A 16,710-nucleotide genomic window follows, 5' to 3' on the forward strand; every position below is an offset into this window, starting at 1 on the left:
GCAATGTGTCTCAAAGCACTTTCGACAAAAACTGCTGAGTGCGCGTGTGGCGTGGATGATTCAGCACTTGCTCGCTGCTGCCCTGCTCGATGATTTTGCCATCGACCATAAACACCACCTGATCCGCCACTTCCCGGGCGAAGCCAATCTCATGCGTTACCACAACCAGCGTGGTTCCCGACTTCGCCAGCGCTTTAATGACATCCAGTACTTCACCGACCAGTTCAGGATCCAGTGCAGATGTAGGCTCATCAAACAGCATGACGCGCGGATTTAACGCCAGCGCACGGGCAATAGCGATACGCTGCTGCTGACCTCCGGATAAGTGGCGCGACCAGGCATCGGCTTTATTCCGTAACCCTACCGCATCAAGCAGAGTTAATGCCCGCTCGGTGGCGGTTTTACGCGTTGCCAGTCCGTGCGCAATGGGCGCTTCAATCAGATTCTCCAGAACCGTTAAGTGCGGGAACAGATTAAAGTTCTGGAACACATAGCCGACGTTAACACGCTGGCGCAAAATTTCCGCCTCTTTCAGCTCATATAGCTTGTCTCCCTGCCGACGGTAGCCAATGTAATCGCCATCGATTTGAATAAACCCCTCATCGACGCGTTCCAGATGGTTGATGGTCCGCAAGAGTGTGGATTTCCCTGAACCGGACGGGCCAAGAATAACCGTTACCGTACCGGGAGGGATCTCCAGCGACACATTATCCAGCGCTTTGTGGCGACCAAAGTATTTGCTAACGCCGGTAATAGAAATATGGCCTTCAGGCGAGCGGGACATGGACGGCCTCCTGCTGTGGACGTTGACGACTGCGTTTTTCTGCACGACTCACCCGGGCTGTGTTGATCGCTGAACGTCGTTCGCTGCGTGCCAACGCACGTTCAACCAGGTGCTGAATTAACGACAGGACGCTGGTGATCACCAGATACCACACCGCACCCACCATCAGCAGCGGGATCACTTCCTGCGTGCGGTTATATATCATCTGGATGGTGTAGAACAGCTCCGGCATTGCCAGCACATATACCATCGCCGTCCCTTTCGCCAGGCTGATGATTTCATTGAATCCAGCAGGCAAAATGGTGCGCAGCGCCTGCGGCAGAATAATCCGCAGCGTACGTCGCCCTGCTGGTAAGCCCAGTGCTGCCGCTGCCTCGTACTGACCGTGATCGACCCCTAAAAATCCACCCCGAATAATTTCAGCGGTATAGGCGCTTTGCACCAGCGTCAGGCCAACCACCGCAGTGGAAAACTGACCGAGTACATTGATGGTCTCAAAACTTCCCCACTGAATGGGAGTGAACGGAATACCAATCGTCAACGTGTCGTACAGATAGGAGAAGTTGTACAAAACGATCAGCACCACAATCAGCGGTAACGAACGAAACAGCCAGATGTACCCCCATGCCAGACCGTTCAACAGCCAGGAAGATGAAAGCCGCGCCAACGCCAGCAGACCGCCGATGACAATACTCAACAGCGTCCCGATCAGCGTCAGTAACAGCGTTTGCCCGAGGCCGGACAAGATAACCGGATCAAAGAACCAGCGGGCAAACACGCTCCATTCCCAGCGCGGATTAAACGCCACGGACTGAAGAATTACCGCAAGGGCAAATAAGGCAATGACCGCGCCTACGGTACGCATGGAATAACGTGCCGGTACGACTCTAATGCTATCTGTCGTTTTCATTTTCTCTCCTCAGGCGATTCTGGCCTGACCGGCAATAGTCAGCAGTTTGGTAAAGCGCAGCCGTCCATCAAACGGCGGCAGGCTGTACTCTTCGGGATCGCGCGTCGTATCAAATTGCGGATCGTAGCCCTGGCTTAAATAAAGTCTGACGGCCTCCGGCTGGCGAAATCCCGTGGTTAGATAAATCCGGCTGTAGCCTGCGAGCAGCGCTCTACGTTCCAGTTCCTGCACCACCCGCGCCGCCAGCCCCTGCTGACGCAGGCTGCTTTTTGTCCAGATACGCTTAATCTCGGCGGTGTCCTTGTCGTAAGGTTTGTAAGCCCCGGTGGCGATAATTTCGCCGCGGCGCTCCAGTACCACAAAAAGTCCCTGCGGCGCCAGATACCATTCGGTCAGTTCCACTTCAGCGTCGCGAGAAAAGTAATCGCCATAGCGGGCGGCATATTCACCGAACAGACCGTTCAAAATGGGCTGCAGCTCGCTGGCTTCCGGTGAGAGCACGCGAAATTGATCGCTCACGATGACCTCCTTAGTCGCCTAAACCGGCCGGGTTGATTTCAGATTGTGGAATGCGTTCCACCCCTTCTCCCCAGCGATTCAGCACCTTGTCATAGTCGCCGTTGCCAATCACGCCGTTGAGGGCGGTTTGTACCGGCAGAACCAGACCGCTGTCTTTTTTCAGCGTCACAGCGATATGTGCCGCTTTTGGCCAACCGCCATCAACGCTACCCACTAATTGCGTTTTACCGTTGAGTGCAGCTTTCCACGCGCCGATTACATTAGGACCGAAGTAGGCATCGGCGCGGCCTGACTGTAGGGCCAGGGTTTGCGCGGCATCATCTTTGGTATATACCGGCGTAAACGGCTGTAACCCTTTCTTCACGTTCTCATCGTTCCAGGCCAACAGAATGGCTTCCTGATTAGTCCCCGAACCGACGATAATGCGTAGTCCTGCGATATCTTCCGCCTGCTCGATTTTCTTCAGCTTGCTACCGGTTTTGACATAAAAGCCAAGAGAGTCCTTCCGATACGTCGCGAAATCGAATTTTTCTTTGCGTGCTTTGGTGACGGTAATATTGCTGATCGCGGCATCGTATTTGCCGGAAGTGACGCCCAGCGGCCAGTCTTCCCATGACGTAGGTACAACGTTAAGTTCCAGCCCCAAACTGTCAGCCACCAGACGCGCGATATCCGCCTCGCTGCCGATCAGCGTTTTATTGTCATCGGCAAAGACGGTCAGCGGCGGCTGGCTGAGCCCGGCAATCGCCACGGTGAATTTACCCGGTACGGCCAGGTGCAGGTTTGCGGGCAACTGCGCAATCGCCTGCGGATTCTTTGCTGTATTGATCGGCGCTTTATTGGCTTCCAGGCTTACGCCGGTGCCGTTAATCGTCACCTCATTTGCCCAAACGGTCGCGCTGAAAGCCAGTGACAACGCGAGAAATACTGATTTTTTCTGCATAGCGTTTTTCTCTTATTGTGTGAATTGATTTGCAGGTGTCGCTAATCCCAGGCTTGCGCGCAGGGTCGTACCGGGATATTCATGGCGGAACAGGCCGCGCGCCTGAAGCACGGGGACAACCTGTTCGACAAAACGCGGGAAGGTATCCGGCGTTCCGCCCTGGATGATAAAACCGTCTGCGGCTTTTTCGTCGAACCACTGCTGCAAGCCGTCGGCAACCTGTTGTGGCGTGCCGCTGAAACGCGGACGTGGACTGGCCGCTTCCAGAGCAACCTGACGAAGTGTTAAACCACGCTCGCGTGCGTTGCGTTTGATCTCATCAGTCGTACTGCGAAAGCTGTTTTGTCCGAGAGATCCCAGATCCGGGAACGGTGCGTCCAGCGGATATTGGGCAAAATCATGATGTTCAAAGTAGCGGCCAAGATAGTTCAGCGCGTCAGTAACGGAGACCAGCGCAGCGGTAGTCTGATACTGCTGCTCAACGTCTTCTGCGCTGTCGCCAACAATAACGCTGACGCCCTGGAATATATGCATTTGTTCAGGATGTCGTCCGGCGACTTCCAGCTGGCTTTTTACATCCTGATAGAAAGCTTTAGCCTCTGCCAACGACTCCTGATGGGTAAAAATGGCATCAGCATGCTGCGCCGCTAATTTTTTACCATCTGCTGAAGCGCCCGCCTGAAATATAATCGGACGACCTTGTGGTGTACGCCCAATATTTAAGGGCCCGGCAACCTGGAAATAATCTCCATGATGATTAAGCGTATGCAGTTTTTGCGGATTAAAAAATTCTCCACTTGTTTTATTACGGGTAAAAGCATCATCTTCCCAGGAATCCCACAGCCCTTTCACTACCTGTAAATATTCATCGGCAATACGATAACGCTGGGCATGCTCTGGATGCTGAGCGCGAGAATAGTTTTTTGCCGATCCTTCCAGAGGCGACGTCACCACGTTCCAACCCGCACGCCCCTTGCTGAGATGGTCCAGGCTAGCGAACTGCCGTGCGGTCGTAAACGGCTCGCTGTATGATGTGGACACCGTGCCAACCAGCCCCAGATTCGTGGTGATACTGGCCAAAGCGGATAATACTGTCAGCGGCTCAAAACGATTTAAAAAGTGTGGGATTGATTTTTCATTAATATACAGACCATCGGCGACAAAAATAAAATCCAGCTTCCCTTTTTCCGCAATAAGCGCCGTCTCTTTGACAAAATCAAAATTAATACTGGCATCAGCCTGAGCCGCCGGATGGCGCCATGCGGACATATTTCCCGATGCGCCATGTAGAATAGTGCCGAGCCGTAGTTGCCGATTTTCAGCCATAATAACCCCTACCTAACAGGTAAACTTAAAGGTGTGCAAATGCCGTTTTTGCTAACTGTGCAAAGTAATGCGCGGCAGGTTCAATTAAACGCTCGTCCGGATTAAATCCCGGGTGATGTAATCCGTATTCACTGGCGCTGCCAATACTGACAAATGCGCCAGGTGTATTTTGCAGGTAGACGGCAAAATCCTCCCCGCCCATATGCAGGTCGGCATGGTGGGTGGTATAGCCTGACTGTTTCGCCACCGCGGTGGCAATATCGGCCCAACGATCATCATTTACCAATGCGGTTGGTCCCGCATGCCAGATTACGTCGATTTGTGCGCCAAAGGCGTGGGCAAATCCGGCGGCGATGTCATTAACGCGGGCCTTAACCTGCTGCTGCACCTGGGTTCGGTGCGTTCTGAGTGTCCCTTCCAGCTCAACGGACTCCGGCAGTACGTTCCATGTGTTTCCCCCCTGAATATGGGTCACGCTGAGCACCACCGAATCCAGCGTGTTTATGTCGCGGCTGGCAACGCTTTGCAGCACCGTTACCAACTGGCTGGCGAGCAGGATGGCATCTTTACCTTCATGCGGACGCGCCGCATGTGCGCCCTTGCCATTAATGCGCAGTACGAAGCGGTCGACATTGGCATAAAATGCGCCGCCGCGTGTGGCAAATTCGCCCACCGGCAAACCGGGCTCATTGTGCATACCGAAAATAGCCGCTACGTTTTGCAGCGCACCGGCGCGGATCAACGTTTTTGCGCCGCCGAAACTCTCTTCAGCTGGCTGGAACAAAATACGGACGCGCCCCGGTAAGGTTATTTCCTGCTGTTTTAGCAGCAGTGCTGCACCAAGCATGACGCTGGTATGGACGTCATGCCCGCAGGCATGCATCACGCCCGGCGTGAGTGAACGAAACGGAACGTCGGCGCTTTCTTCTATCGGTAGTGCGTCGATATCCGCCCGCAGCGCGATGACATCTTCTCCCTGACCAATTTCCGCGACCAGACCGGTTTTCAGCTCGAACGGCAGAATGTCGACGTCCGCAGCGTGCAACCAGGCGTGAATGCGCGCCGTGGTTGCTTCCTCCTGCAGGGAAAGCTCCGGATGCTGATGTAGTTCACGACGCCAGTCGATAAGCGTTGAGCCGAGAGTCATCAGAGCACCTCCACGGCGTTATGGGCTTGCGCCAACAAACGCAGCGATGTCAGACGCGCATGCCCTTGCGCCACTGGCGTGTCGATAATGAACTCGTCAATGCCAAATTGCGTATGCAGAGCATTCAGCGTTGCCATCACCTCCTGAGCGGTGCCATGTAGCAACGCCTGCTCACGACGTGCGATTTTGCGTGGTGGACTGCCAGACTGAGCGGCAAACGCCAGCGCCTGTTCTTCGCTGGCTACCGTGACACGTTGACCATCTTCCAGCTCCACGCCCCAGATTTGTACGTTTTCCGCCAGTTGCGCAGCGGTGTCGTAACTGTCAGCCACAATTACCTGCACGGCGACTATCGTCGGGCGTGCACTGTGGGTCTGCCAGAAGGACAAAACGTCATGCAATAACGCTTTGTCACCATTGAGGTGCGCTGCGAAGATGAAATCCCAGTCGGATTGCGCTGCTAACTGCGCGCTTTGCACACTGGCTCCCAGTACAAACTTTTCCGGTGAAATCGGTGGAATTGGCGTCGGGAATACCGTTTCCCCGCTTTCCGTTCCGCTCAGCGCCAGCCAATCGTTAAGCAAAGAAAGCTGGTCGGCAAAACTGCCTTTTTCTTCCTGATGCAGCCCATGCTGTAACGCCTGGGTCGACAGCGGTAAGCCGCCAGGGGCTTTCCCTACGCCGAGATCGACACGTCCAGGAGCCAGCGATGCCAGAAGATTGAAGTTTTCCGCCACTTTGTACGGGCTGTAATGTTGCAGCATTACGCCGCCGGAACCTACGCGGATATGCTGGGTTTGCCCGAGGATCCAGGCGATCACCAGCTCCGGCGATGGGCTGGCCAGCTGTGCCGTATTATGGTGTTCCGCGATCCAGAAACGATGGTACCCCCACTCTTCTGCCAGTTGCGCCAGGCGCAACGTACGGGAAAGCGCGGTCGCGGCAGTTTCACCTTCACCGATGGGGCTTTTATCCAGAATACTCAGGCGATATGACATGTTACGAGCCTATGTTTGTTAACATGTCTTTATTATTAATTTATCAAATAGCCATACTGAAACATTTAATTCACATTTGCTCAGCTAAAAAGTAGATAACAGCCCCTGTCGCTGCCAGGGTTAAAATTTGGATCGCCCAGTACTGGTTGTAACGCTAAACAGAAAAACACCCGCAATTAATAGCCTACAAAATATAATAGGGTCGTTGGCATCACGGTAATAGCATCAAAATCATTTCATGCCAGTTTTCTTTTTACGAAAAGGTTTTTTAACGCGATTTACGTTAAGTCAGTTTAAACGACTTGTCACGTTATGCGCTTGTATTAATTGTTTCACTTTTATGACACAGGATGAATGATTTACATAGGAATTTTTATTTTAACTACTTCCACAGAATTGATGATTAGTAGAGAATGCAACGTTCTTATTAAAACGGTTTAAAACAGATTTTAATATCCCCCGATTTTATTGCGGGGATTTTTGTATGGATTATACATAGCACCATGGGACCTCTATGAAAAGTAACATGCCCGTTACACAAATTGAGCACGCACTTAACGATAAAGCGACGCTGCTTTCTACGACAGATAAAGAAAGTCATATTACCTACGCCAACTCCGCGTTTATTGATGCCAGCGGATTTAACGAACACCAGTTAATGGGCGAACCACATAATATTATTCGCCATCCCGATATGCCTCCCGCGGCGTTCGCCGATATGTGGTACACGCTACAGCAGGGAGACAGCTGGACGGGGATGGTGAAAAACCGTCGACAGAATGGCGACCATTACTGGGTTCGCGCCAACGTTACGCCAGTCTGGCACAATGAAAAACTCACCGGCTACATCTCGGTGCGTACCGTTCCTTCGCGCGATGAAATAACTCAAAGCGAAAGCTTATATCAAAAAATTAATAATCAGCAGCTTAAAGGGTTTCGTCTTTTTAAAGGCATTATCATTCGTCGCGGAATATTGTCATGGGCATCAATGTTTAAATGGCTGAGCATTAGCCAGCGCGTCAATTATTCTTTAGGGGTAATCGCCCTGCTCGCTGTGCTATTTCTCTTCGCTCCTGTTAATCCATTTATTCAGGCGGGAGGGTTATTGTTCTTATTTCTGATGCTTGCTATTTACCTTAAGTATCAAATTTGTCAGCCAGTTAATACGCTACTGACGCAAATGAAGAAAGTGGTATCCGGGAGAAAACCTGATAGCTGTCATTTAAATCGAGTGGATGAGTTCGGAATGCTGATGCGTCTGGTTAATCAGTCCGGGCTTAATCTGAATTCCCTGGTCGATGATGTCAGTACGCAAATATCCGGTATTCGCGCCATCAGTCAGCGGGTATCAAAAGAAGGTACGGCGCTGCACAAGCGTTCAGAAGAAACCTCCGCCGACCTGCAACAAACCGCTGCCGCCATTGAAGAAATTGGTAGCGCGGTACAGCAAACTGCTGAGACTGCGGCTCATACTATGACCATGGCCGATAAAACCAGCGCCAATGCGGCAGAAGGCGGCGATATTATGAAACAAACTATCGCCATGATGCAGGCGATATCGCGTGACAACGGGCAGATAGTCGACATCATCGGCGTTATCGACAGTATTGCTTTCCAGACTAATATTCTGGCGCTCAATGCCGCGGTTGAAGCCGCGCGGGCCGGGGAGTCCGGGCGTGGTTTTGCCGTTGTGGCGGCAGAGGTCCGTAATCTGGCGCAGCATTCGGCGTCTGCAGCAAAAGAGATCAAACAGCTGATTGAGAAGAATGTCGCTAACGTTAACAGCGGTGTCAAAATGGTGGAGCAAACGGAAACGCATCTCACTGGGATGATTGGCGATGTCCTGCAGATGTCGATGATGATCAAAGATATTAGTCTGGCGACGCGTGAGCAAACCCAGGCGCTGGATCTGATTAACGATTCGATTTCACGCGTTGGCACCATGACACACAATAACGCCGAGATGGTGGAGCGTGTCACCGATGCTACCGCCGATCTGACTCAACGTTCATCGCGCTTACAGCAGGCCGTTCAGGTCTTTGGCGTATCAGCATAACCTTACGGCGCTTATCGGGTGAATGTCTCGATAAGCGCACACCTCTCCACGTATTTACGCCCTTCTCTTTTATTGGCTGAATCGAGGCCACACCGCGCCAGTGCTGGCTGTACAAAAATGCTGAATTCTTGTTATCGGGGCTTTGCGGAACCGAACAATTGAATGTAGGATGCTCGGCCGGCAGTTTTCCCCCATAACTCAATGAAGGGTAAGGCTGTTTTCGCCGCAGCAGGTGCGGCAAAAAGGATTTTGTATTTTTGTCAGGTCAACAGGAAAAGTAATGAACACAAACAACACGCAAGCCGCGGAACAACATGCGGCGAAACGACGCTGGTTGAATGCCCACGAAGAGGGGTATCACAAAGCGATGGGTAATCGACAGGTACAAATGATCGCCATTGGCGGCGCAATTGGTACCGGGTTGTTTTTAGGGGCTGGCGCACGCTTGCAAATGGCGGGTCCTGCTTTGGCGCTGGTTTATCTGGTGTGCGGTATTTTTTCGTTCTTTATACTGCGTGCGCTTGGTGAACTGGTTTTACATCGCCCTTCCAGCGGCAGCTTTGTCTCCTATGCTCGCGAATTTTTAGGTGAGAAAGCCGCCTATGTGGCTGGCTGGATGTACTTCATCAACTGGGCGATGACCGGCATTGTCGATATCACCGCGGTGGCGTTGTATATGCATTACTGGGGCGCATTTGGTGATGTACCGCAGTGGGTGTTCGCCCTCGGCGCGCTGGCCATTGTCGGCACCATGAACATGATCGGCGTGAAGTGGTTCGCGGAGATGGAGTTTTGGTTTGCGCTGGTCAAAGTGCTGGCGATTGTGATTTTCCTGGTGGTGGGTACCGTCTTTTTAGGCACTGGAAAGCCGCTGGATGGTAACTCCACCGGTTTTCACCTGATCACCGACAACGGTGGATTCTTCCCACATGGCCTGCTGCCGGCGCTGGTACTGGTCCAGGGGGTGGTTTTCGCGTTTGCCTCCATTGAACTGGTGGGAACCGCTGCTGGAGAATGCAAAGATCCGCAAACCATGGTGCCAAAAGCGATCAATAGCGTTATCTGGCGTATTGGTCTGTTCTATGTGGGTTCTGTCGTGCTGCTGGTTCTGTTACTGCCGTGGAATGCCTATCAGGCGGGGCAAAGCCCGTTTGTTACCTTCTTCTCCAAACTGGGCGTGCCGTATATCGGCAGTATCATGAATATTGTGGTGCTCACCGCGGCGCTTTCCAGCCTTAACTCTGGGCTGTACTGCACCGGGCGTATTTTACGTTCCATGTCGATGGGCGGATCGGCACCTAAATTCATGGCTAAAATGAGCCGTCAACAAGTACCCTGGGCTGGGATCCTCGCCACGTTGGTCGTCTATGTCGTCGGGGTATTTCTGAACTATCTGGTACCGTCGCAGGTGTTTGAGATCGTGTTGAACTTCGCGTCGTTGGGCATTATTGCGTCGTGGGGCTTTATCATGGTCTGTCAGATGCGTCTGCGCCGGGCCATAAAAGAAGGTAAAACGGCAGACGTCAGCTTTAAACTGCCGGGCGCTCCGTTTACCTCGTGGCTAACCCTACTGTTCCTGCTGAGCGTGCTGGTGCTGATGGCGTTTGACTATCCAAACGGCACCTACACCATCGCGTCATTACCATTGATTGCCATCCTGCTGGTTGCAGGCTGGTACGGCGTACGTAAACGCGTCGCGGAAATCCACCGCACCGCGCCGTAATGGCTGAAGGCCTGACTGGTTAACCCTTCAGGCCTTCATTTTTAGTTCGCTTCAATCAACTGCGCTACATCGTTGCTGTTAATTTCCCGCGCATTTCCATCCTGATCGGTATAGCTGGTCATTCCCGTATCTTTATCCAGTTTTGGCTTACCCTGGGTGGTGATGGTTTGTCCGCTTTTGGTCGTCATGACGTAATCGGTGGTACATCCTGCAAGGGTAAACAGCATTACGCCTGCACAAAGACAGATAAATGGCTTTTTCATGGTATTCCCGTGTTATTCAGTTAGCCGTTGAGGGCGTAGTGTAAGTCCCTGAAGTGGCTCGGGCTACTGGCGGGGTGTAACGAGGCGTATCGTGGGGTTTAGAGAAATGACAGGAGGGGTTTCCCCCTCCGGATGTTTTATAGCGCAATACGAATAACATCGTCCGGCTGAGTGGCTTCCTGCTCGCGGGTAGATTTCTGTTTCACGCTGACGTACAGGGTTTTACCATCGGCGGAGAGCGCCAGGCTATTCGGGAACGTTGGGGTCTCGAATGTTTTGACGACTTTATAGCTTTTCGCGTCGATCACACTCACTTTACCGGCCTGGCGATGAGTCACGTAGGCTTCATTACGCGTTGGGTTGAACAACACGGCCAGGGATTCCGGCGCGGCGACTTTTGCCAGTACATTGCCATTACGGGTGTCGATTACCAACACTTCCGCCGCTTTAGAGTCGGTGACAAATGCGCGGTTGCCCGCTGTGTCCAGGCTCAGGTTGATAAAGAAATGCTCTTTCCCATCATCCAGCAGTTTTTTGCGGCTGAGAATTTTGTTAGTGGCGGTGTCAATGGTAATGAATTCACCGTCGGCATTGGCGGTGTACAGGCGTTTAGCTTTGCTGTCGACAGCCAGAGCGGTGCTCATTTTGCCGGTATTCTGGATGGTGTCCTTCAGCTTGATCGTCTCACCGTCCACCACCCAAATCACGCTCTCTTTACCAATACCGCTAATGTATACCGTGTTGGTGGCATCATCGGCGACCAGCTCACGCGGCTGCAGCGGGCGAACGTCTTCAGAACGCTTACGCGCATCCAGCACCAGACGTCCTTTCACCGCACCGGTTTTGGCATCCATCGCCGTAACCGCGCTGTTTACCGTGTTGCCGAACCACAGCGTTTGCGTGGCGTTGTTGATGGTGGCACCAAATGGTTTGAGATCGTTATGAATCACCTGGGTCACTTCGAGGGTGACCGGGTCAAGACGATAAACCACCCCGCCGGTATCCAGTTTGCGGCTCTGTGAGGTCGCCAGCCACAACGCGTTCTCTTGCTGGCTGTACGCCATTTCATAGGCGCCTTTGCCGACGGCTTTGCGCAGCAGTTCTTCTGCAGCCTGCGTAGTAAAAGATGATGCAACGAGCAGTGAACCTAACAGTAAAGAACCACGCAGACGCGGCGAAAACAGATGACGTAAAGACATGACGACTCCCTTTGATAAATTCGTTTGTTACTGCTTCACATAGCTTCAATAAGCAAAATCATGGTTTTGCCTTTTTAAGAATGAGAATAGTAATCATTATTTATCTCAATGTGGAGTGTTTATTCGCTTTAGGGTAGTAACCTTCTTATTTTCTCCATGAATACCAGATAACGACATTGGCATTTTACCAGGCCTACATTTTGTACGAAGCAGGCCTGGTTACAGGCATTCACCGTCTTCCACCTTTACGCATCAATCCTCAGCAAGACGAATAACTACCTTGCCGAAGTTTTTGCCAGTCAGCAGACCGATAAAGGTTTGTGGCGCATTTTCCAGACCGTCGGTCACCTGCTCGCGGTAGTGGATTTTGCCCTCTTTAACCCAGCGCCCCATCTCCCGCTGAAACTCATGAATACGGTGTCCATAATCCTGACCAATGATAAAACCCTGCATGCGGATACGCTTTTTCAGCAGCGTTGCCATTAACAGCGGTAATCTGTCAGGTCCGGCCGGAAGCGACGTTGCATTATAACCGCTGACCAGGCCACAAAGCGGAATCCGCGCTGAGGTATTGAGCAATGGCAGAACGGCATCAAATACTTTTCCACCGACGTTTTCGTAATAAATATCAATACCCTGCTGGCAGGCTTTTGCCAGTTGTTGCGCAAAATCTTGTGCGTGGTGATCGAGACAAACATCAAAACCCAATACCTCGGTGGCATGTCGGCATTTCTCTGCCCCACCCGCCACACCGATCACCCGACAACCCTTAAGCTTACCGATCTGCCCGACCGTTGCGCCAACCGGCCCGGTTGCGGCAGCTACCACCAGCGTTTCCCCCGCTTTTGGCTGACCGATATCCAGCAGGCCCATATAAGCGGTAAACCCCGGCATACCCATAACACCCAGCGCCCAGGAGGGATGCTCGGGATGATCGCCAAGCTTCACCAGCCCGTTACCGTCGGAGATGTCATAGTCCTGCCAACCGCTGTAGCTCAATACCCATTCGCCTGGCTGGTAGTCCGGATGGTGGGATGACACCACGCGACTTACGGTACCCCCAACCATGACACCACCAATATCTACTGGTGGTGAGTAAGATGGCTCATCGCTCATGCGGCCACGCATGTAGGGATCGAGGGAAAGATAAACTGTGCGCAACAACATCTGGCCTTCGCCCGGTGTTGCGACTTCATCTTCTTCAAGACGGAAGTTCTCTGGGACTGGCGCGCCATGTGGACGGGAAGCCAGTACCCAACGACGGTTACGATTAGTCTGTTGACCCATGATGTGCTCCTCTGCTTTTGGCATGAATCCATCAATAGTAGCAGCCCGTTCCTGCTATTTAGCTGACGACGTGATTTAACCGCACAACCAGGTAAACGCAAGGTTGCGCGGTTTCATTGATAAACCGACAGTCATTCGGCGGGCCAAGTTCCAGGCAATCACCTGCCTGCATTTCATGGCGTACGTCCCCTTCCACAAAGACTAATTCCCCCTGCTGTAACCAGATAAGTTGTCTGGCCTGCACATAGGAAGAGGCTGGCATCGGGATATCACTTCCGGCGGGTAATTCGATCTGCACCAGATCGATAGGCAGATCGCTGCGCGGTGAAACATGGCGGCGCAGATAGTGACTTTGTGGATCGTGCCAAACAGGCTGATCGACGAAGCGCAGGAGCTTGCCCTCCTGCATTTCAGCTCGTGCAATCAGGGTAGACATGCTGATGCCAAACGCGCCGGAAAGCCTGCCCAGCAACGTAGCCGTTGGACTACTCTCGCCGCGCTCTATTTTATGGATCATGGCCCGCGACACACCCGCGCGCTCGGCAAGCTCCGTGAGTGACCAACCGCGAGATTCCCGCTCAATGCGAATTCTTGCACTGATCCGTTGATTTATGCTGTCTTCAATAGTATTCATATTGTAATACTATAGTGAACAAGCCCTGAGGTTCAACATGTCAATTCGATTTGCCAGCAAAGAAGACTGCGCCGCCATTGCAGAAATCTACAACCATGCGGTACTGCATACGGCGGCTATCTGGAACGATCAAACGATCGATGCCGAAAACCGTATTTCCTGGTATGAAGCCCGCCAATTGATGGGGTATCCGGTGCTGGTGAGTGAAGAGAATGGCGTGGTTACGGGATACGCCTCCTTTGGCGACTGGCGTAACTTTGATGGCTTCCGTCATACCGTTGAACATTCGGTGTATGTTCATCCTGAACATCAGGGAAAAGGGCTAGGACGGGCACTGCTCAGCAGACTGATAGACGAAGCCCGCGCATGCGGCAAGCATGTGATGGTGGCAGGTATTGAGTCTCAAAATCAGGCATCACTGCATCTGCACAGCTTGCTGGGCTTTAAAACCACCGCGCAAATGCCGCAGGTTGGCACTAAATTTGGGCGGTGGCTGGATCTGACCTTCATGCAATTACAGTTAGACGATCGCCGCGAACCGGATGCCCTTAGATGAACCAGACGCTGACCCTCTCCTTTCTGATTGCCGCGGGTATTGGTCTGGTGGTGCAAAATACCTTGATGGTACGCATCACCCAGACATCCTCGACGATCCTCATCGCCATGTTGCTTAACTCGCTGGTTGGGATCGTGCTGTTTGTCAGCATATTGTGGTTTAAGCAAGGTTTGGCAGGGTTTGGTGAACTGGTATCCAGCGTGCGCTGGTGGACGCTCATCCCCGGCTTGTTGGGATCGTTCTTTGTTTTCGCCAGTATTAGTGGATACCAAAATGTAGGCGCCGCCACGACGATTGCGGTACTGGTGGCTAGCCAGTTAATCGGCGGGCTGGTGCTGGATATTCTACGTAGTCACGGCGTGCCGCTGCGGGCGCTGGTAGGCCCGGTCTGTGGCGCGGTGCTGTTGGTCATCGGGGCGTGGCTGGTGGCGAGACGTTCATTTTAATTGCCTGATGGCGCTTCGCTTATCAGACCTACAGAACGTGCCTGTAGGTCGGATAAGGGAAATATCAGAGGATTGTGCCGCCTTTGGTCAACTGTTCGCGACGGGCTTCCATATCTTCTTTATGCTGACGGCCATGATGTGCGATAGCCGTACGCAAACGCTGTTGCTGGGTATAGCGGTCTTCCCGGCTCAACGCGACATCATCGCTGAGTTCAATCAGCAATTCATTCATATGCGTAATGACGCTCTCTTCAATGGCGGCATCAACACGTGCGCTGACCTCATCCAGATGCGACATAACCTCTCCTTAACTCATTAATTTAATTTTGCTTTTGAAAAATCACTGCCCATCAGGCTGACGCTGTATCCGCTAACGTTGCTGCGCGTAGCATAGAACGTTTTACCGTTTGCCAGGGCTATCCACGGAGCCTGCTGGTAGAAAATCTCTTGCGATTGCTGGTAAAGCGCGGCGCGCTCTTCCGGTTTACTCACCAGCTTCGCCTTTTGAACCAGCGAATTATACTCTTTATCGCACCAGCGCGCGGCGTTAGATCCGGTTTTTATGCTGTCGCAGTCCAGCAGCACATCGGCGAAGTTATCCGGATCGCCGTTGTCTGACATCCAGCCAAACAACGCGGTGTCATGCTCACCTTTACGCATTCCGGAGAGATATTCCCCCCACTCGTACGACACAATTTTCGCCTTCACGCCCACCTTTGCCCAGTCGCTCTGGATCATCTCAGCAATCCGTCGGGAGTTCGGGTTGTAAGGGCGCTGAACCGGCATTGACCACAGCGTCGCTTCAAAGCCGTTTTCCAGCCCCGCCTGCTTCAGCAGATCTTTTGCCTTTTGCGGGTCGTAAGCGTAATCCTGCAGATCTTTATTGAAGCCCATCATATTCGGCGGAATCGGTGATTTTGCCACCGTACCGGAACCTAAAAAGACGGCGTTAATAATGGCCTTTTTATCGGTCGCGTAGTTTAGCGCCTGACGCACCAGTACGTTATCAAACGGTTTTTTCTCGGTATTAAACGCCAGATACCCGACGTTTAGCGCTTCAACCGCATGCAGCGTCAAATCTTTATTCTTTTTAATCTCGTCAAACTGTACGGGGGCTGGCGCCGGGATTATCTGGCACTCATTGGTTTGCAGTTTTGCCAATCGCGTCTGGACGTTTGGCGTGATTGAGAAGATCAGGTGCTTCGTTGGAACGGCGCCATCCCAGTAGTTAGGGTTGGCAAGATAGCGGATTTGCGAGTCCTGCTTGTACTGTTGCAACACGTAAGGCCCGGTGCCAATCGGCCAGTTATCGACGTTTTCCGGGGTGCCTTTTTTCAGCATCGCGTCGGCATATTCCGCAGAAAGGATAGAGGCAAAATCCATACCCCAGTCGGCAAGAAACGCAGCATTAGGTTCATTGAGGACAAACTGAACGTGATAATCATCGACCTTCTTCACTTCTTTAATCAGTTTATCCAGACCAACATCGTTAAAGTATTCGTAGCTTCCCTGAGAAACCTTGTGATACGGATGATCGGCATCTTTCTGCCGTAATACCGAGAAAATCACGTCATCTGCGTTGAAGTCGCGGGTCGGTTTAAAGAATTTATTACTGTTGAATTTCACGCCCTGACGCAGGGTAAACGTATAAGTCTTACCATCCGGGGAAATCGTCCAGTCCGTTGCCAGAGACGGTATCGGGGTATTCTTTACCGGATCAAAGTTGATGAGTCGGTTGTAGAGCACTTGTGAACTGGCCACAAATGAGGGACCGGAACTGGCAATTTGCGGGTTAAATGACTCCGGCGATGCTTCAGAGCAGTAGATGATGGTGTCAGTATTGGCCGCGAACGCAGCGCCTGACGGTAAGATGGTGCTGAGAGCCAGCGCGAGTAACGTTTTCCTTGCAATCATGGTTA

Annotated in this window: 17 protein-coding genes; 4 read left to right on the top strand and 13 right to left on the bottom strand. The window is 52.3% G+C overall.

The window, feature by feature from the left end:
* Window positions 1–10: 10 nt before the first annotated feature.
* From OGY68_RS18125 to OGY68_RS18150, 7 genes are read right to left on the bottom strand one after another with little or no spacing between them, the layout of a single operon-like run.
* The gene (locus tag OGY68_RS18125) at window positions 11–784 is read right to left on the bottom strand and encodes an amino acid ABC transporter ATP-binding protein (RefSeq protein ID WP_008784819.1); all 774 of its coding nucleotides are present in this window, start codon (window positions 782–784) and stop codon (window positions 11–13) included.
* Window positions 768–1,694 (bottom strand): amino acid ABC transporter permease, encoded by a 927-nt coding sequence (locus tag OGY68_RS18130; protein ID WP_057068205.1) that lies wholly within the window; start codon window positions 1,692–1,694, stop codon window positions 768–770. The genes OGY68_RS18125 and OGY68_RS18130 overlap by 17 nt, the downstream gene beginning before the upstream one ends.
* Window positions 1,695–1,703: 9 nt before the next feature.
* On the bottom strand, window positions 1,704–2,213 hold the full coding sequence (locus OGY68_RS18135; protein WP_003833076.1) for a GNAT family N-acetyltransferase: 510 nt from the start codon (window positions 2,211–2,213) through the stop codon (window positions 1,704–1,706).
* Window positions 2,214–2,223: 10 nt separating this feature from the next.
* Entirely contained in the window at window positions 2,224–3,156 is a 933-nt protein-coding gene (locus OGY68_RS22975; protein WP_032943502.1) for an ABC transporter substrate-binding protein, read from the bottom strand.
* A 12-nt stretch (window positions 3,157–3,168) separates the two neighbouring features.
* Window positions 3,169–4,482, bottom strand: coding sequence for an LLM class flavin-dependent oxidoreductase (locus tag OGY68_RS22980; protein ID WP_057068203.1), 1,314 nt, complete (start codon window positions 4,480–4,482; stop codon window positions 3,169–3,171).
* A gap of 25 nt (window positions 4,483–4,507) precedes the next feature.
* Entirely contained in the window at window positions 4,508–5,629 is a 1,122-nt protein-coding gene (locus OGY68_RS18145; RefSeq protein ID WP_057068201.1) for an amidohydrolase, read from the bottom strand.
* Entirely contained in the window at window positions 5,629–6,627 is a 999-nt protein-coding gene (locus OGY68_RS18150) for an LLM class flavin-dependent oxidoreductase (protein ID WP_057068200.1), read from the bottom strand. The genes OGY68_RS18145 and OGY68_RS18150 overlap by 1 nt, the downstream gene beginning before the upstream one ends.
* A 514-nt stretch (window positions 6,628–7,141) precedes the next feature.
* Between OGY68_RS18150 and OGY68_RS18155 the strand changes: the two genes are divergently transcribed.
* Both OGY68_RS18155 and ansP read left to right on the top strand, forming a co-directional pair.
* Entirely contained in the window at window positions 7,142–8,683 is a 1,542-nt protein-coding gene (locus tag OGY68_RS18155) for a methyl-accepting chemotaxis protein (protein WP_057068198.1), read from the top strand.
* Between the two features lie 280 nt (window positions 8,684–8,963).
* Window positions 8,964–10,406, top strand: coding sequence for an L-asparagine permease (gene ansP, locus OGY68_RS18160; protein ID WP_057068196.1), 1,443 nt, complete (start codon window positions 8,964–8,966; stop codon window positions 10,404–10,406).
* Between the two features lie 41 nt (window positions 10,407–10,447).
* On the opposite strand, the gene OGY68_RS18165 is transcribed toward ansP, so the two are convergent.
* The 4 genes from OGY68_RS18165 to OGY68_RS18180 all read right to left on the bottom strand — a co-directional run bounded on the left by OGY68_RS18165 (window position 10,448) and on the right by OGY68_RS18180 (window position 13,789).
* The gene (locus tag OGY68_RS18165; RefSeq protein WP_003020157.1) at window positions 10,448–10,669 is read right to left on the bottom strand and encodes a YgdI/YgdR family lipoprotein; all 222 of its coding nucleotides are present in this window, start codon (window positions 10,667–10,669) and stop codon (window positions 10,448–10,450) included.
* 137 nt (window positions 10,670–10,806) lie between these two features.
* A complete protein-coding gene (yncE, locus tag OGY68_RS18170; protein ID WP_003833093.1) occupies window positions 10,807–11,868 on the bottom strand; it encodes a 7-bladed beta-propeller protein YncE in 1,062 nt (353 codons plus the stop codon).
* Window positions 11,869–12,120: 252 nt separating this feature from the next.
* Window positions 12,121–13,155, bottom strand: a complete 1,035-nt coding sequence (gene curA / locus OGY68_RS18175) for an NADPH-dependent curcumin/dihydrocurcumin reductase (protein ID WP_057068195.1) — start codon at window positions 13,153–13,155, stop codon at window positions 12,121–12,123.
* Window positions 13,156–13,213: 58 nt separating this feature from the next.
* Complete coding sequence (locus tag OGY68_RS18180; RefSeq protein WP_003833097.1) at window positions 13,214–13,789, bottom strand: helix-turn-helix domain-containing protein; 576 nt, start codon at window positions 13,787–13,789, stop codon at window positions 13,214–13,216.
* Between the two features lie 37 nt (window positions 13,790–13,826).
* Between OGY68_RS18180 and OGY68_RS18185 the strand changes: the two genes are divergently transcribed.
* Together OGY68_RS18185 and OGY68_RS18190 are read left to right on the top strand one after the other, a co-directional pair.
* Window positions 13,827–14,345, top strand: a complete 519-nt coding sequence (locus tag OGY68_RS18185; RefSeq protein ID WP_008784830.1) for a GNAT family N-acetyltransferase — start codon at window positions 13,827–13,829, stop codon at window positions 14,343–14,345.
* Complete coding sequence (locus OGY68_RS18190) at window positions 14,342–14,791, top strand: DMT family transporter (RefSeq protein ID WP_008784831.1); 450 nt, start codon at window positions 14,342–14,344, stop codon at window positions 14,789–14,791. Before OGY68_RS18185 ends, OGY68_RS18190 begins: the two co-directional genes overlap by 4 nt.
* 64 nt (window positions 14,792–14,855) lie before the next feature.
* Here the strand turns inward: OGY68_RS18190 and OGY68_RS18195 are convergent, their stop codons facing one another.
* Both OGY68_RS18195 and OGY68_RS18200 read right to left on the bottom strand, forming a co-directional pair.
* Window positions 14,856–15,089, bottom strand: a complete 234-nt coding sequence (locus tag OGY68_RS18195) for a YdcY family protein (RefSeq protein ID WP_003020183.1) — start codon at window positions 15,087–15,089, stop codon at window positions 14,856–14,858.
* Window positions 15,090–15,106: 17 nt separating this feature from the next.
* Entirely contained in the window at window positions 15,107–16,705 is a 1,599-nt protein-coding gene (locus tag OGY68_RS18200) for an ABC transporter substrate-binding protein (protein WP_057068193.1), read from the bottom strand.
* Window positions 16,706–16,710: the final 5 nt, after the last annotated feature.

Source organism: Citrobacter sp. Cpo065 (assembly GCF_030332805.1).
Classification (GTDB): Bacteria; Pseudomonadota; Gammaproteobacteria; order Enterobacterales; family Enterobacteriaceae; genus Citrobacter; species Citrobacter portucalensis.

Excerpts from the sequence above, each read along its gene's own strand:
- OGY68_RS18125 (WP_008784819.1), bottom strand. The coding sequence starts at position 784 with ATGTCCCGCTCGCCTGAAGGCCATATTTCTATTACCGGCGTTAGCAAA.
- OGY68_RS18130 (WP_057068205.1), bottom strand. The coding sequence starts at position 1,694 with ATGAAAACGACAGATAGCATTAGAGTCGTACCGGCACGTTATTCCATG.
- OGY68_RS22975 (WP_032943502.1), bottom strand. The coding sequence starts at position 3,156 with ATGCAGAAAAAATCAGTATTTCTCGCGTTGTCACTGGCTTTCAGCGCG.
- OGY68_RS22980 (WP_057068203.1), bottom strand. The coding sequence starts at position 4,482 with ATGGCTGAAAATCGGCAACTACGGCTCGGCACTATTCTACATGGCGCA.
- OGY68_RS18145 (WP_057068201.1), bottom strand. The coding sequence starts at position 5,629 with ATGACTCTCGGCTCAACGCTTATCGACTGGCGTCGTGAACTACATCAG.
- OGY68_RS18150 (WP_057068200.1), bottom strand. The coding sequence starts at position 6,627 with ATGTCATATCGCCTGAGTATTCTGGATAAAAGCCCCATCGGTGAAGGT.
- OGY68_RS18155 (WP_057068198.1), top strand. The coding sequence starts at position 7,142 with ATGAAAAGTAACATGCCCGTTACACAAATTGAGCACGCACTTAACGAT.
- ansP (WP_057068196.1), top strand. The coding sequence starts at position 8,964 with ATGAACACAAACAACACGCAAGCCGCGGAACAACATGCGGCGAAACGA.
- OGY68_RS18165 (WP_003020157.1), bottom strand. The coding sequence starts at position 10,669 with ATGAAAAAGCCATTTATCTGTCTTTGTGCAGGCGTAATGCTGTTTACC.
- yncE (WP_003833093.1), bottom strand. The coding sequence starts at position 11,868 with ATGTCTTTACGTCATCTGTTTTCGCCGCGTCTGCGTGGTTCTTTACTG.
- curA (WP_057068195.1), bottom strand. The coding sequence starts at position 13,155 with ATGGGTCAACAGACTAATCGTAACCGTCGTTGGGTACTGGCTTCCCGT.
- OGY68_RS18180 (WP_003833097.1), bottom strand. The coding sequence starts at position 13,789 with ATGAATACTATTGAAGACAGCATAAATCAACGGATCAGTGCAAGAATT.
- OGY68_RS18185 (WP_008784830.1), top strand. The coding sequence starts at position 13,827 with ATGTCAATTCGATTTGCCAGCAAAGAAGACTGCGCCGCCATTGCAGAA.
- OGY68_RS18190 (WP_008784831.1), top strand. The coding sequence starts at position 14,342 with ATGAACCAGACGCTGACCCTCTCCTTTCTGATTGCCGCGGGTATTGGT.
- OGY68_RS18195 (WP_003020183.1), bottom strand. The coding sequence starts at position 15,089 with ATGTCGCATCTGGATGAGGTCAGCGCACGTGTTGATGCCGCCATTGAA.
- OGY68_RS18200 (WP_057068193.1), bottom strand. The coding sequence starts at position 16,705 with ATGATTGCAAGGAAAACGTTACTCGCGCTGGCTCTCAGCACCATCTTA.